Source organism: Vibrio sp. V43_P6S15P86, from assembly GCF_009904725.1.
Lineage (GTDB): Bacteria > Pseudomonadota > Gammaproteobacteria > Enterobacterales > Vibrionaceae > Vibrio > Vibrio diabolicus.
Map to the genome: position 1 here is coordinate 12,904 of NZ_WXWT01000015.1, position 14,811 is coordinate 27,714.

A 14,811-nucleotide genomic window follows, 5' to 3' on the forward strand; every position below is an offset into this window, starting at 1 on the left:
ATCTTAACTTAGTTTTAAAACAGAGTCTTATCTGAACCGTGATTTTCGTGCTCAGTCATAAGATTCTGACATATCGCACGATAAGGAATCGGCATTTCTACTACTATATAGTCACTTAAAAGGTGAGTGGACGTGGTCGATATATTTTGGGCCAATGCTTGATTTAGAGGCATAGCAGATTTCAAATCGTTACCGCGTCTGTAAACTAAGTTATTTTTGTTGAACTAAGCCACTCAAGGTGATTTGGGGGCGGTGTTTAAATAATTCTCATGAAAGGAAGTCGAATGGTGAGAAGTTTATTGCTTGCGTCTTTAGCTGCTTTGCCAGCAGCAACTAGCGCGGCGGTCATGGACCAAGCAGAAAAATTTGGGTATGAACACATTCACCTGGATGTGGGGGCCGGAACTACAAATGAAGAGTGGTTAGATAATTCGAACGCGACCACAATTGGGCTCGGTGGTAATTACTTATTTACTGAGAACTGGTTGTTTAATGTCGATTACTCGGCGCAGTTTTTCCATCCGGACGACTTTACTCTTCGCATTGACCGTTTGTTGTTTGGTGGTGGTTATCGTTATGGGATTACGGATCAATTCGATATCTACGGTAAATATGGAATAGGTGCAATCAAAGCGAAAGCGACGGACGACAAAACGGATAATACGTTATCTTCAGATAGTGAACTGCTTCAAGCCATCACCGTTGGGGTGAATTACTTATTCAGTGAAAAACTTATTGCGACGGCCGAGGTGGAAGTTAACCGCAGTGATATCGTCGATGAGAACAATTTTAAGATAGGTTTTAACTACCAATGGCATGATGTTATTGGTACTGGTCTTTTTTATCAGTTTAGAGATACCGATTACAGCGGTGAGAGCTCTGATTATGTCAATGAAGTGGGGCTGAGTTTGAAGTTTGTCTACTAGCGGACTGGTTCATTTATTGGCAATAAATAAAAACAAAAAGGTCAGCTTATGCTGACCTTTCCTTTTAATAAAGTATGCGACTATCGATTATAAAACCGCTGCAATGCCTTTACACAGAGGGCCCATATTTGACTTCGTCATACCAGCAACACTGATTCGGCCTGAACCGACGATGTAAATACCGAACTCTTCTTTCAGACGGTTTACTTGCTCTTTAGATAGGCCAGAGAAAGAGAACATACCATTTTGACGTTCGATGAAGCTAAAGTCTGCGTCCACACCTTCTGATTTTAGTGTCGCTACAAATAGTTCACGCATCTCTTGGATACGGTCACGCATTTCTGCTACTTCAGCTTCCCATTCCGCACGCATTTCGGCGTTGCCAAGAATGTGAGTCACGACAGCGCTGCCGTGCGCAGGTGGGTTAGAGTAGATAGAGCGAATAATGGCTTTAACTTGCGAAAATGCGGTTGTTGCGACTTCTTCTGATTCTGCTACTAACGTGAAGGCACCAACGCGTTCGTTGTATAGGCCAAAGTTTTTCGAGAAAGAGCTCGCGACTAGGATTTCTTTGTTGTACTTAGCAAAAGTACGAAGACCCGCCGCATCCTCTTCCACGCCTTTAGCAAAGCCTTGGTATGCGAAGTCAAATAGAGGAAGCAATTTCTTCTCTGCGACAAGTTTCGCCAATGTTTCCCATTCTTCAGCAGTTGGATCGATACCAGTAGGGTTGTGGCAGCAGCCGTGTAGAAGCACGATGTCACCTTCAGATGCAGATTGCAGATCGTTTAGCATTGCATCGAAGTCTTTGTCTTTTGTTTCAGCGTTGTAGTAGCTGTATTGTGCCGTTTCGATACCAGCGGCAGTAAATACGCCGTTGTGGTTTGCCCAAGTAGGGTTGCTGATCCAGATTTTTACATCGCCAAGTTGGCGTTTAATGAACTCACCAGCAACACGTAATGCACCAGTACCACCTGGAGCTTGAGCTGTTTTAGCGCGTTTTTCGTTTACAATTTCTGCATCAGAGCCGAAAAGCAGTTTTTGTACTGCAATGCCGTACTCAGCTGTGCCTTCGATAGTTAGGTAAGATTTGGTTTTTTCAGTTTCAACAAGTGCTGCTTCAGCTTTCTTTACTGTTGCAAGAACGGGGGTTTCGCCTTGCTCGTTTTTGTAAATACCTACGCCAAGGTTAATTTTGTCTTCGCGAGTATCTTTTTTAAACTCTTCAGTAAGGCCAAGAATAGGGTCAGCCGGAGCGGCAACTACTTTTTCAAACATAATCTTCATCCATGTTAATCGAAGGGGTGTGCTAACATTTATACCTTTCAGTAATATTGGTTACAACCGTTACTGAAAAGAAAACCTAAAAAAGTTGCGATTTGAAACAGAATTCTAACATAACTAAAGTTTTTGCCATGAAAACGTTTGGTAGGCACAGAGTTTGAAGGGGATTTATACCATGGTTGATGAAGTTTTGTTCACGTACCAATCGTTTGACTTCAGTGCTTTGCGTTAGTGATTTACGTGGAGTGGCGGTTACTCGGTGAGACAAAAACGCCCCACTAAAGGTGGAGCGTTTGCTTGTAAGAAGTATAGAGGCCGATTGATATTATTTCTTCAGATCGATTTCAGACTCAACCGCATTGGTTTCGATGTCTGGATTAGAAGAAAGCTTCTCAGTCGCCCAGTCGTTCATATGCTTTAAGATTGCTTTTAACGCGTGCTTCTCTGTTGGGACTTCCGCTTTTTCGACTTCAAGTTTTTGTTTCGGGTGTGTGCCCGTCGCATCTTCCGCTACGTGTAGCCAATCTGGGTGCCAGTAATAAGGCTGGCCGGAAGGAGAACTCCAAGAATGTACGCCGTTGGATTCACCTTTGTATTTAATGTCTTCTTCGTTGTATTTTGCCATTATTATTTTCTCTCATAATCCATGAGTTGAGGTGTGCATCACCATTACTATCTAAATGTAACAGATGTAATGAAAATTAATGTGATAACTATCGACTTATTTTGTCATTCGATAGCTACAGACGATGCGTACTTCTCATTCAGAAGAATTTATTATTTGGCAGGTTTTGGCTTTATCTGCGTTTGAAGCATACGACGATGGATTCGCCTGCCTAACGCTATTCTTGAACGGTGATAGAGCCTAAACTACTCGTCATTCAAGTGTTTGAGAATCGCCGCTTTTGCATGCTCTTCTGTCGCTGCTTCTCCGTCAGGGACTTCAAGGTCAGCCTTTTTGTGTTCACCCAAAGCATCTTCAGCGATATGCAACCAATCAGGATGCCAGTAATAAGGGGTTGTGCCGCCAGGATGGTCCCAGCTATGTACACCTTTATGTTTCCCGCGATAAGAGAGATCGTCCATTGTAAATACTTTCATCGCTTCCTCCCGACTTAAAAGATAGATGTCTAAGTGGACTTTACACTCTCAGCTCTGTGGAATGCCTTGCTTTTCGGACAAGGCAAAGATTTAAGACCACTCGGACGTATCAGTAAAAGTATGGAACATAAATTCTCACTTCGTCGTCGAAATTGCTATTAACAAGCTTGATAAATTACGTTGCTAAATTGACTACTGCCATATCAGAATGCTGGCGCGAAGTATGCTATGGTGCGGCTGCAAGTGAAATGAGGGATACATGAATCGATACCGTCAATTGGCCGAATTGTTTAAGGCACAAATTCAGCAAGATACTTGGAGAGCAGGGGAGAAGCTGCCTTCAATACGCGTCACCAGCCGCAATCATTCCGTAAGTGCAGGTACGGTATTACAAGCCTATCAATTGCTAGAGGCGCAAGGCTGGGTGATAGCAAAGCCTCAATCTGGTTACTATGTGACTGCCGATCTTGAACGTCTCACTAATACGAATGGAATTAAAAGCAACAATACACCATGCACCAAGTTGAATGATGAGTTGTATTCGTTTTTGAAGCATCAAGCAACATCGGATGTTGTTCATTTAGGCTCGGCGTTTCCGGATCCGTGTTTGTTTCCTTTAGAGTCGCTTAACCGTAATTTGGCCAGCTCGGGACGAAAAATGGGGCCGGATAAGTTGCTAGACAACCTACCTCCTGGTGCTGAGTCGTTAAGGCGACTCGTCGCTCAGAGGTATATTCATCATGGGATATCACTAACCCATGATGATGTGGTTATTACTTCCGGTGCGCTAGAAGCATTAAACTTGAGTTTGCAAGCGGTCACCCGACCAGGTGATACCGTCGTTGTCGAATCCCCAACGTTTTATGGCGCACTTCAAGCGGTAGAACGGTTAGGTCTCAAAGCTATTGAAATCAGTGTCGATGATGAGAGTGGGCATTCGCTTGAACAAATCGAAGCAGCTTTTGCCAATGAAGATGTTCGGGCTTGTTGGTTAATGACGAACTTTCATAATCCAACCGGGGCTTCTTTGTCTGATGAACACAAACGATACATTGTTGAGTTAGCCAATCGATATGATGTGTATCTCATCGAAGACGATGTGTACTCTGAGCTGTATTTTTCTGACAAAAGGCCGAACTCATTGAAGACCTTTGATGAGCAAGAGCGTGTCCTTCATTGTGGTTCTTTTTCTAAGAGTTTATGCCCTGGATATCGCTTGGGTTGGGTGGTGAATAAGCGTTTTAACGAGACTATTCAAAAGCTCCAGTTAATATCGACATTGTCTGGGAGTGCCCCTATTCAGCTGGGGGTTGCACATTACTTACAAAACGACAGTTACGACAACCACCTGAGAAAGCTGCGTAAGACACTGCAACACCGTCAAGCTGACTTCGTGCATTTACTCGCAAAGCACATACCTAAAGAGGTTACCTATCAACGTCCTGATGGTGGTTACTTTCTTTGGCTGAAATTGCCAGATGGAATATCAAGTAAAGCGGTAAATCAAGCACTATTGTCTGAGCAGGTTACTGTCGCTTATGGCAAACTCTTTTCGATAAGTGATCAATACGAAAACTATTTAAGACTGAATACATCGCTTCCTTTAGAAACGAGTTTAGAACGTGCTATCAAAAGGTTAGGTGATTTGCTTCGCGAATTACTCAGAATTGAAACTCATTAAACTGCTTAGTGTTTTTTTGCTCCAACTGTATCAGCGCCATTTTTGCAAATTGTGCTTCAATCATTATTCAGGTCGAAAGACCTTGGATGATTAAGCAGGATTTAAGATGAAAAAGCAGTTGGTTAAGCATGAGTTAAGGTTAATCGCCGTTGCTATTTTTAGTGCGTTTTTACTGATATTTGCGCATCTCATTTTGGCGAAATCTTTCTCTCATATGGCATGGACAGAGTACACCGCGGCCGTGATCCCTTTCGTAATGTTTGGCTTATGTATTGTGGGCGTAAAGTACGCTGAAAAAGCGGACAGAGATAAGGAAGAAGACTAACTCAAGCTTGAGTTACTTAGCAGATGGTATTGACGGTTGAGCACAAAATAAAAGACCTCCACTAGGGAGGTCTTTCTAATTCTGTCTCACTAAAAAGTGATTAGAAGTTCGCAGAGCGAGGCGTACGTGGGAATGGAATCACGTCACGAACGTTGCCCATGCCTGTTACGTAAGATACTAGACGCTCAAAGCCTAGACCAAAGCCTGCGTGTGGCACTGTGCCGTAACGACGCAAGTCGCGGTACCAGCTCATGTGCTCAGGGTCGATACCCATTTCGCGCATACGTGCATCCAGTACGTCTAGACGCTCTTCACGCTGAGAACCACCGATGATTTCACCGATGCCAGGTGCTAGAACGTCCATTGCCGCTACCGTCTTACCATCATCGTTCATACGCATGTAGAATGCTTTGATGTCTTTCGGGTAGTTCTTAACGATTACCGGCGCTTTGAAGTGCTCTTCCGCTAGGAAACGCTCGTGCTCAGATGACATATCGATACCCCACTCAACTGGGAATTCGAACTCACGGCCAGAATCCAACAGGATTTGGATCGCGTCAGTGTAGTCAACTTGTGCGAAGTCAGAAGAAACAAAGTTCTCTAGACGGCTAACGGCTTCTTTGTCGATGCGCTGAGCAAAGAACTCAAGGTCATCGCGACGCTCTTCAAGTACTGCTTTGAATACGTACTTAAGCATGTCTTCAGCCAGTTTCGCAACGTCGTCCAGTTCTGCAAACGCAACTTCAGGCTCAACCATCCAGAACTCTGCTAGGTGGCGGCTTGTGTTTGAGTTTTCAGCACGGAAAGTAGGGCCGAAAGTGTAAACCTTGCTTAGTGCACAAGCGTAAGCTTCCGCGTTTAGCTGACCAGATACCGTAAGAAAAGTTTCTTTACCGAAGAAGTCTTCGTTGTAGTCTACTTTGCCAGCGTCTGTACGAGGCAGGTTTTCCATGTCTAACGTAGAAACGCGGAACATTTCACCTGCACCTTCAGCATCTGAAGCTGTAATTAGTGGTGCAGATACCCAGAAGTAACCTTGCTCGTGGTAGAAGCGGTGGATCGCTTGAGATAGGCAGTTACGTACACGAGCTACCGCACCGATTACGTTTGTTCGCGGACGTAGGTGCGCAACTTCACGTAGGTACTCGATAGAGTGACGAGTTTTTGCCATCGGGTAAGTTTCAGCGTCTTCAACCCAGCCAACCACTTTAACGCCAGTGGCAGCAAGTTCGAAGTCTTGGCCCTTTGCAGGAGATTCAACAATCTTACCAGTTACTTCAACAGAGCAGCCAGTCGTTAGCTTTAGTACTTCGTCTTCGTAATTATTAAGATTATTTGGGACCACGGCCTGAATCGGGTCGAAACAAGAGCCGTCATATATGGCAAGGAAAGAGATTCCAGCTTTGGAATCACGACGTGAACGGATCCAGCCACGAACAGTCACTTCGCTGTCTACTGCTAGCTGACCTTTCAATACGTCTGATACAGGCGCGTAAGTCATGTTTTCAATATTCTCCATTGAGGTAAAAATTCAACCCAACACTTATTAAAGTGCTTGTCTAATAACATTTTTGTTCAAAAAACAAGCTAAGTGCTGAGTTGGGTAGCATTTTACAGATTCAACGAGACATATTACCTGTCAATTCGCTCGCATCAACCTTTATATTCATTTTGATGGGGAGAATCTCTCTATTTATTCACTCTTTGATGCTCTGAAAGTGTGAATTGGTTAAGTAATTGCTCTAAACGTTCGGATAGATGCTCTAAATCAACACTAATATCACGCGTGTGCGATGCTGATTGCGATGTGTCGTCAGCATGCAGTGTGATCACATCAATTTTGGATTGAATACGCTGACTGACGTCGGATGTGGTTTGCGTCTGGCTTTGAATGTTTTCCGCATGTTTCAGAACTTGATGCATTTCATCGACAACGTTATGCATCGTGACTGAAAGTGTCTCGACATCGACAGAGCGTTGGTGAGCAAACTGGCAGACAGTATCCACAGAGGCTAAGGACTCTTCACTCCCTTGCTGGAATTGAGAAATGATATGCTCAATGTTGCCCGTGGCTTCGGCGGTCCGAGAAGCTAGGTTACGCACTTCCTCTGCGACGACGGCAAAACCGCGTCCTTGCTCTCCGGCTCGGGCGGCTTCAATTGCAGCATTCAACGCGAGCAGGTTGGTTTGTTCTGCAATGCCTTTAATGACCCCAAGAATTGATGATACTTCTTCGGTTCTTTGGTTTAACGAACTGATTTTTTCCCGTACGCCGTCAATATTGCTCACCAAGTGTTTGATGTCTTCGCTCACGCTGTGTGCTTGGCTTGCGCTGTGAGTAGCAACATCAACGGTGTGGTTGACTAGAGCTGTAGCGTTATTGGTCGAGTCTTCAACGGCGGTTTGTTGCTGCAACATGTCGGTAATGTTGCTTTGTACGTCACTGGTTTCCAATTGTTGATTATTGGCCGCTTTGTCTGTTGATTGTGCAACATCCGTTAACTGACTGGCTGAATTGGCAAGAGAGTGGGAGGTGTCTTGTACACGCTCTAAACTCTCGGATACCGTATCCATAAACGAATTAATCGCGGTAGAAAGTTGGCCTACCTCATCTTTTTGGTGATGAACAAGTCGTTGAGATAGATCTTTACTATGGCTCACATTCGCCATGAATTGCGACGTTTTTTGTATTGGGCGAACAATGATCTTACGAATCAAACTCATCGTTATAATAAAACCAACAAACGCGATAACGGCCATTATTCCCATCGCAAACATTGCCTGTTTATTGATCATTGAATTGACGTGGTTCATGTTGTATTCCAAACGAATCGCGCCCAATACTTCGCCTTCTGGTGCTACATGGCAAGAAACGCAGTTGGTGCCACGATAATTTTCGCTTGATTTCATTGGTAGCGCGACAACCAGTCCGTTCCCCCAATCGGCTGAAATTGGCTCAATGACCAGTTCGCCATTTAAAGCTCGTTGGTCAATATCATCGACCGGTTGTTGGTTTGCTTGTCCTGGTCCGTAAAGCTTGGTTACGGTATCGGCCCGCAACACGCGAACTTCTTCCATCCCTTCTTGAGCGAGTGCTTTTTTTCGCAAGGTTTCTTTTTGCGACATGGTGCCTGTTAGCATCATCATGTTTAGGCTATCGAAATAATTACTGGCCTTATCATGAAGCTGTTCACTGAGAACATCATTGATTAAGGTTTTTTGTTGATGGTATTGATAAGCCGTAGAGGCAGCCAGAACACAGCTGAAGACGGCAATTAACGCGAGCAAGAGCTTAAAAGTGATAGTTGAGCGCATAATTTATAAGTGTAATTGGAACGAACTGCACAATCTTAATGTGCACAAATGCACACTGCGATCAACGAAATGAATGATTGTGACCCCACTCATGTTGGGGATATGTAATTGTGATGTGAGTGCTGTGTAATCAAATGTTTGGCGCATGACAGAAATACGACGATCAGGACAAAGGTTTAATTATTTTCGCTGAGAACAAACGGCGTTTTGCTACGCTTGTATTGAGTAGCACTTGTCTGTTAGCAGTGAATTCCTTAGTATTGCGTGTCTTTTTAAAGCCTGAGAATCAAGATGAAAACAGAATTGTACAAAGAGTTTATGTTCGAAGCGGCACATCACTTGCCACATGTACCTGAAGGCCATAAGTGTGGTCGTTTGCATGGACACTCTTTCTTAGTTCGTCTTTATGTAGAAGGTGAGGTAGACCCGCATACTGGTTGGGTAGTGGATTTCGCTGAAATCAAAGCGGCATTCAAACCAATTTACAATCGTTTAGACCATTATTACCTGAACGACATTGAAGGGTTGGAGAATCCGACGAGCGAAGTGCTAGCAAAATGGATTTGGCAACAGCTTAAGCCAAGTTTACCGTTGCTAAGCAAAGTAGAAATCAAAGAAACGTGCACAGCCGGTTGTATTTACAAAGGTGAATAAGTCACTTTTTATTGAGCATTGAAGACAAAGGCAAGCCATGAGCTTGCCTTTGTTGTATCTGGATATTCCCTATTTTTTATACTTTTCTTGCTAGCTCAGTGGATGACGTAAAATCCACTCTTTTTCGTTCTCACCAAACGTTGTTTTCTCTGTATTGATGAATCCACACGCATCAAGAAAACTGATAGCGTATTGCTGACTCTGTGGCACAGTGACGCAAAGAGAGGTGCTTTCAGGATCAATGGTATACGCATAAACGAACAGTTTGCGTAACGCTTCACTCCCAACCCCTTGGCGTTGGAAATGTCGATCAACCATCAAGTACTTGAGCCCCAGTTCGTGCCTTTTGGCAAAGGGTGCATGTTGGGAGAAGCCTTTATCGATAACAAGATAGCCAACTAATAGATCGTCAGAATAAATCGTAAAGAACGCTTCAGACTTATTGCGTTTTTGATAAGCCACTTCAAACGGCGTAGAAAATCCTTTCTGCTCTTCCTGCACATCCAATTGCATCAAACTCGAAAAATCTTTCAGTTTGGTGGGTTTAATAGCAATCATCGTTCAACCACAAATTGGCGGCATATCCTCATGTCGCCACGAACTTTAATAGAGTATTCCCTCTAGTTTAAGTAACTCACGAGGTTAAGAAAAGCTAGAAATGCAGAGGATAATAATAACCTTGGTGAATATAGGCGCCTAATGTTGTGAGTAAGTGAGCGCTATCGGCGGTTTCTACACCTTCAACAATGACGGTACACCGATACGTATTTCCCATGGCGATTAACTGACGCAACGTTTCCACTTTCTTATCGTCTGACTTTAAACCAATCACAAATTCCCGATCTATTTTCAAATAATCTGGATTGATTTTACTGATGAGCGACACGTTGTTGTTGCCAGTGCCAAAGTCATCGATACTGATTTTACAATCCAGTGCTTTTAGTTTCGCGACATTGCCATAAATCTCGGAGGTATAGTACATCGATGCATTTTCCGTGATTTCAATCGTCAGCAAACGACAATCTCGGTTAGATAGTTCTCTGTGTAGGATTGAAAAGTTGCGTCCTCTCAGCAAAGAAGGACAAATATTGATACTGATAGGAATAGGCAACGCTTTGTGCTTAGTATAGATGGACTCTATCACCAGTAAGGTATGAGTAAGGAGCAGCCCATTTCGGATCAGTGTCTCAATAAACCGTTGCGTATTTTTTACCTTAAACCGCGAAAGCGCTTCGTAATGCACAATCTTTTGCGCTGAAGTGTCATAAATCGGCTCCAATTTGATTTTAAATTGTCGAATTGCACACAAATAAGCCATAAAGGCTTGTAGGGAGCGATGACGCAGTATTATGAGAAACAGCAAGCTTAATAAAATGATACTTTGAAACGGTCCAGAGATGTAATACACCTCTTTATAGCCGCTGTTCTTCACGTGATAGTTGAAAAAGCGTTCATTGGTGTTACCAATTTCTAAAGAGGTCCCTGTATTGGTTGATAGCTTCATGCCGGAAAGAAAAAAACGCGAAATATGATTTTCAACGTTGTCGGATAAGTTAATGTTTTTGACACGAACCAAAACGGTCGCGTTATTCAAGTCAAATGATTGGGTCGTATAATTGCTATTATTACTCCACTCTTCAAATGCTTTTTTGCTGACAGGGACAACGGTTTCTGGGGTGACTAAACACCGGATATTGAAGCGGTCCAGCATCATGCTCGACTCGACCAGCTTTACATTATCAAAGAGCGACTTCAATTCTCTTTCATCAGCAAAGCAGCTCTTTTGGGAAAGGTTTTCTGCAATTTCGAAGGCGTTATCCAGATAATTATGTTTCACAATGCTGTTTATCGCGTAATAACAGATGGCAAAGAAAATGATCGCTGTGATCAACACGACCCACAGCGTATCTGAATAGATCTTTTTATTACGCAGACAAATACGAAGGGCTTTGCCAAGGCTGTTTGTTGTGTATTGATTGATCTTGTGTTGATGGTCGATGCCATTCTGATGGTTGTTTTGCATAGTAAAAGGGATGAAGTATCCGGTCCGGTGAATATTTTCGATAATATTTTTTTTTGTGGTTACGTGTTCTTCCGTGAGCTTGCGAAATTTCTTTCTTAGAGCGGCCACCGCGTTTTTAAAGCCATTTTCAGGCAGTGTCATTTTGTATTGTTGAGTGATTTTGCTTTCTATCAATCGCTGGCTAATTGGCGTATTTAAGCTGCCGTATTTGGCGATGGTTGACAGAATGGCGTACTCATTTGGGTTGACAGGAATGGAGTGGTGGAGTGATTGATTGAGCTCTAAAGATATTTCGTTTTCGGACAAGCAAACGCAGATTTGGTTTCCAATTTCAAACCTAATCATGTGTTGGTGTGCTCCAAGTTTAATTTTTGGCTACGTTATCAATAAAGCTAGGAGAGGGATGTGATTTTTTACGGGGATATCCATAATAATTGGATATATTCAAGGTTTTAGGTTTTTTTATGCTGGGCGTAGCAACCCATTACTCATGGTTAATTAGGTATAAAAAACCCGAGCAGCGGCTCGGGTTTCGTCGATATTCAGCAAGGCTTATTAACAGATAACTTTTACTGCTAGGCCGCCTTGAGAAGTCTCACGGTATTTCGCGTTCATGTCTTTACCTGTCTCTAGCATGGTTTCGATAACTTTATCTAGAGAAACAGTAGGAGCAGAAGAACGACGCAGTGCCATACGAGTTGAGTTGATTGCTTTTACAGCTGCAATACCATTACGCTCGATACATGGAACCTGAACCTGACCTGCAACCGGGTCGCAAGTTAGACCTAGGTTGTGCTCCATCGCAATTTCAGCCGCCATACATACTTGCTCTGGGCTACCACCCATAAGCTCAGCAAGGCCCGCTGCTGCCATAGAACATGCCACGCCAACTTCGCCCTGACAGCCAACTTCTGCACCAGAGATAGACGCGTTACGCTTGTAAAGGCCGCCAATTGCACCAGAAGCTGCGAAGTAACGGATGTAGTCTTTCTCAGTTACGGTTTGAATAAACTTGTCATAGTAAGCCAGTACCGCAGGGATGATGCCACATGCACCGTTAGTCGGCGCAGTTACAACACGACCACCTGCTGCGTTCTCTTCATTTACTGCAAAAGCAAACATGTTTACCCAGTCAACAACAGACATTGGATCGTTTGTTGTTTTTTCAGAAGTAAGCAGTTGCTGACGAAGTGCTGCCGCACGACGAGGCACGCGTAGTGGACCAGGCAGAATGCCTTCTTCGTTCATACCGCGATCCATACATTCGCGCATTGTACGCCAGATGTTTGCGAAGTAAGTACGAGTTTCTTCGTCAGAATGAAGCGCATGTTCATTTTTCATGGTTAGCGCACTGATAGACAGGCCGCTTTCATGACATTGCTTTACAAGCTCTTCTGCCGTTGTAAACGGGTAAGGAACTTTTACTGGGTTCTCAACTTCTTTACCGAAGTTTTCTTCATCAACGATGAAACCACCGCCGATAGAGTAGTAAGTTTTTGAGTACGCTTTTTCGTCATCAATCCAAGCGTGGATTTGCATGCCGTTTTCGTGTAACTCAAGGTTTGTTTTGTGGAAGTTCATTCCACCTTCACGTGGGAACGATACTGTGTGACAGTGCATGCCAACAGGAAGGCGTTCAGTTTCTTCTACGCGAGCGATAAAGCCCGGGATAGAATCGATATCAACTTTCTCAGGAGTGTTGCCTGCAAGACCCATGATGATAGCAATATCTGTGTGGTGACCTTTCCCTGTCAGTGATAGTGATCCATAAACGTCAACGGTGATTTTAGTGATGTCGCGCAGTTTTCCCATTGCGCGAAGATCATCAATAAACTCTTTACCCGCTTTCATTGGGCCTACAGTGTGTGAGCTTGAAGGTCCAACACCGATTTTATAGATATCAAAAACACTAATCATATCGATTACCTCAGAAGAAAGCCTCCCAAGGGGAGTTGGGAGGCTTAATTTTATCGTTATATTTTTGGATTAATCATACCGTGCTAGGGCAGGGATGATTAAAGAGCGCCGTAGATTACAGAACTAATGGCAGCAAGACCACAGATTGCTGTGAAAATTTGCACAGGTGCTGAAGTTTTGTACTTAGCCATCGCTGGAACTTTTTGCATTGCGAAGATAGGCATCAAGAATAGGATTGCCGCAATCATCGGTGCGCCCATTGTTTCAATCATACCTAGGATGCTTGGGTTAACGATAGCAACGATCCAAGTTGTGATTACGATGAAGATAAGAGACATCTTCTCGATCTTGCTTACTGGTGATTTTGAACGAGATTTCACTAGACCAACTAGACCTTCATGCGCACCTAGGAAGTGGCCAAAGTAGCTAGAAGTGATAGCCGCGAAAGCAACCAGTGGACCTAAGTAAGAGATCAGTGGAGACTCATGAACGTTTGCTAGGTAAGAAAGAACAGAAATGTTTTGCTCTTGTGCTGTTGCTAGTTGCTCTGGAGACAGAGAAAGCACAACAGAGAAAACGAAGAACATTACAAAGCCCATTAGCATCATTGCTGCGCCACCAGTGATAGCGTCAGTTTTCTTAACTGCGTCATCACCGTATACACGACGTTGTTCTTTAGAGAACTGAGAAATGATTGGGCTGTGGTTGAAAGAGAACACGATAACAGGGATTGCTAGCCATACGATAGCTGGCATTGCACCCCAGTCAGGTGATACTTCCATCATTGAAGTGTTCCAACCAGGAATTAGGTACACAGAGAGCGCTAGTAGGATGAACACTAGAGGATAAACCATCGCTGAAGTTGCTTTCAGCATAAGCTCTTTACCGAACACTACGCCCGCTGTCATTGCAGCGATAAGTGCACCGGAAAGTAGCCAGCGAGGAATAGATTCCATACCCATTTGGTTAACTAGGAAAGAGTCAACCGTGTTTGTGATACCAACACCGTAGATAAGTACGATTGGGTAGATAGCGAAGAAGTAAGCGAACGTAATAAGGTTTGCACCGGTCTTACCAAAGTGCTCTTCTACTGTGTCAGTGATGTCCGCTTCTGGGTTTTTCGCAGAAAGAACGAAGCGAGCTAAAGATTTGTGTGCGAACCAAGTCATTGGTGCTGCGATTAGGGCTAGGATTACTAATGGCCAAAAGCCACCTGCACCTGCTTTAATAGGAAGGAATAGTACACCGGCACCTACTGCCGTACCAAAAAGGGACAGACACCAGGTAAAGTCTTTGTAAGAAAACTTACTAGACGATTGTGCGGTAGAAACCGCAGAAGTAGTTGTATTCATTTTTTAGTTACTCATTTTGGGAACAGGAAATAAGTCGGGAGTAATTTTGCAAGATTTTACACTAGGAAAATTAGATCTAAATCATTTATTGCTTACGCTTATTGAATGATATGTCAAAAACCTGCTTTTTATCACGAAAATGATGTGCTACTCGTGATTTCTGCTAATGAGTAAAATTAGAAAAACTTATCAATAGAGCTGTTTGTATAAATTTATTTCACCGCAAGCGTTTG

Annotated in this window: 13 protein-coding genes; 4 read left to right on the forward strand and 9 right to left on the reverse strand. The window is 43.5% G+C overall.

The genetic code is table 11. The annotated features are described in order from the left end of the window. The first annotated feature begins 284 nt into the window (after positions 1 to 284). Positions 285 to 926, forward strand: a complete 642-nt coding sequence (locus CAG69_RS00960) for an outer membrane beta-barrel protein (RefSeq protein ID WP_161442265.1) — start codon at positions 285 to 287, stop codon at positions 924 to 926. A gap of 87 nt (positions 927 to 1,013) precedes the next feature. On the opposite strand, the gene CAG69_RS00965 is transcribed toward CAG69_RS00960, so the two are convergent. The 3 genes from CAG69_RS00965 to CAG69_RS00975 form a co-directional block, all read right to left on the reverse strand. Continuing rightward, complete coding sequence (locus tag CAG69_RS00965; RefSeq protein ID WP_161442267.1) at positions 1,014 to 2,204, reverse strand: amino acid aminotransferase; 1,191 nt, start codon at positions 2,202 to 2,204, stop codon at positions 1,014 to 1,016. Between the two features lie 331 nt (positions 2,205 to 2,535). Next, positions 2,536 to 2,835, reverse strand: coding sequence for a hypothetical protein (locus CAG69_RS00970; RefSeq protein ID WP_005396873.1), 300 nt, complete (start codon positions 2,833 to 2,835; stop codon positions 2,536 to 2,538). 245 nt (positions 2,836 to 3,080) lie between these two features. Beyond that, complete coding sequence (locus CAG69_RS00975) at positions 3,081 to 3,311, reverse strand: hypothetical protein (protein WP_005396877.1); 231 nt, start codon at positions 3,309 to 3,311, stop codon at positions 3,081 to 3,083. A gap of 259 nt (positions 3,312 to 3,570) precedes the next feature. On the opposite strand from CAG69_RS00975, the gene CAG69_RS00980 reads away from it, so the two are divergent. Beyond that, positions 3,571 to 4,992 (forward strand): aminotransferase-like domain-containing protein, encoded by a 1,422-nt coding sequence (locus CAG69_RS00980; protein WP_161442269.1) that lies wholly within the window; start codon positions 3,571 to 3,573, stop codon positions 4,990 to 4,992. A gap of 106 nt (positions 4,993 to 5,098) precedes the next feature. Further along, complete coding sequence (locus CAG69_RS00985; protein WP_161442272.1) at positions 5,099 to 5,317, forward strand: hypothetical protein; 219 nt, start codon at positions 5,099 to 5,101, stop codon at positions 5,315 to 5,317. Between the two features lie 100 nt (positions 5,318 to 5,417). Here CAG69_RS00985 and asnS read toward each other — a convergent pair whose 3' ends face one another. Both asnS and CAG69_RS00995 read right to left on the reverse strand, forming a co-directional pair. Beyond that, positions 5,418 to 6,818: an asparagine--tRNA ligase gene (gene asnS / locus CAG69_RS00990; RefSeq protein ID WP_046876186.1), complete on the reverse strand. Its 1,401-nt coding sequence runs from the start codon at positions 6,816 to 6,818 to the stop codon at positions 5,418 to 5,420. A gap of 188 nt (positions 6,819 to 7,006) precedes the next feature. Beyond that, complete coding sequence (locus CAG69_RS00995; RefSeq protein ID WP_161442273.1) at positions 7,007 to 8,632, reverse strand: methyl-accepting chemotaxis protein; 1,626 nt, start codon at positions 8,630 to 8,632, stop codon at positions 7,007 to 7,009. Positions 8,633 to 8,923: 291 nt separating this feature from the next. On the opposite strand from CAG69_RS00995, the gene queD reads away from it, so the two are divergent. After that, positions 8,924 to 9,286: a 6-carboxytetrahydropterin synthase QueD gene (gene queD, locus CAG69_RS01000; protein WP_005376896.1), complete on the forward strand. Its 363-nt coding sequence runs from the start codon at positions 8,924 to 8,926 to the stop codon at positions 9,284 to 9,286. Positions 9,287 to 9,376: 90 nt separating this feature from the next. Here the strand turns inward: queD and CAG69_RS01005 are convergent, their stop codons facing one another. The 4 genes from CAG69_RS01005 to CAG69_RS01020 form a co-directional block, all read right to left on the reverse strand. Further along, positions 9,377 to 9,844, reverse strand: a complete 468-nt coding sequence (locus CAG69_RS01005) for a GNAT family N-acetyltransferase (RefSeq protein ID WP_161442276.1) — start codon at positions 9,842 to 9,844, stop codon at positions 9,377 to 9,379. A 94-nt stretch (positions 9,845 to 9,938) separates the two neighbouring features. After that, positions 9,939 to 11,654 carry a cyclic di-GMP phosphodiesterase TpdA gene (gene tpdA / locus CAG69_RS01010; protein WP_065646579.1) on the reverse strand — a complete coding sequence of 572 codons (1,716 nt, stop codon included), beginning with the start codon at positions 11,652 to 11,654 and terminating at the stop codon, positions 9,939 to 9,941. Between the two features lie 210 nt (positions 11,655 to 11,864). Then, positions 11,865 to 13,226, reverse strand: coding sequence for an L-serine ammonia-lyase (locus CAG69_RS01015; protein WP_005396900.1), 1,362 nt, complete (start codon positions 13,224 to 13,226; stop codon positions 11,865 to 11,867). 98 nt (positions 13,227 to 13,324) lie between these two features. Then, positions 13,325 to 14,578 (reverse strand): aromatic amino acid transport family protein, encoded by a 1,254-nt coding sequence (locus CAG69_RS01020; RefSeq protein WP_005396901.1) that lies wholly within the window; start codon positions 14,576 to 14,578, stop codon positions 13,325 to 13,327. Positions 14,579 to 14,811 lie beyond the last annotated feature (233 nt).

Bases quoted from the DNA above. Each gene is read 5' to 3' on its own strand.
- CAG69_RS00960 (WP_161442265.1), top strand. From the start codon at position 285: ATGGTGAGAAGTTTATTGCTTGCGTCTTTAGCTGCTTTGCCAGCAGCA.
- CAG69_RS00965 (WP_161442267.1), bottom strand. From the start codon at position 2,204: ATGTTTGAAAAAGTAGTTGCCGCTCCGGCTGACCCTATTCTTGGCCTT.
- CAG69_RS00970 (WP_005396873.1), bottom strand. From the start codon at position 2,835: ATGGCAAAATACAACGAAGAAGACATTAAATACAAAGGTGAATCCAAC.
- CAG69_RS00975 (WP_005396877.1), bottom strand. From the start codon at position 3,311: ATGAAAGTATTTACAATGGACGATCTCTCTTATCGCGGGAAACATAAA.
- CAG69_RS00980 (WP_161442269.1), top strand. From the start codon at position 3,571: ATGAATCGATACCGTCAATTGGCCGAATTGTTTAAGGCACAAATTCAG.
- CAG69_RS00985 (WP_161442272.1), top strand. From the start codon at position 5,099: ATGAAAAAGCAGTTGGTTAAGCATGAGTTAAGGTTAATCGCCGTTGCT.
- asnS (WP_046876186.1), bottom strand. From the start codon at position 6,818: ATGACTTACGCGCCTGTATCAGACGTATTGAAAGGTCAGCTAGCAGTA.
- CAG69_RS00995 (WP_161442273.1), bottom strand. From the start codon at position 8,632: ATGCGCTCAACTATCACTTTTAAGCTCTTGCTCGCGTTAATTGCCGTC.
- queD (WP_005376896.1), top strand. From the start codon at position 8,924: ATGAAAACAGAATTGTACAAAGAGTTTATGTTCGAAGCGGCACATCAC.
- CAG69_RS01005 (WP_161442276.1), bottom strand. From the start codon at position 9,844: ATGATTGCTATTAAACCCACCAAACTGAAAGATTTTTCGAGTTTGATG.
- tpdA (WP_065646579.1), bottom strand. From the start codon at position 11,654: ATGATTAGGTTTGAAATTGGAAACCAAATCTGCGTTTGCTTGTCCGAA.
- CAG69_RS01015 (WP_005396900.1), bottom strand. From the start codon at position 13,226: ATGATTAGTGTTTTTGATATCTATAAAATCGGTGTTGGACCTTCAAGC.
- CAG69_RS01020 (WP_005396901.1), bottom strand. From the start codon at position 14,578: ATGAATACAACTACTTCTGCGGTTTCTACCGCACAATCGTCTAGTAAG.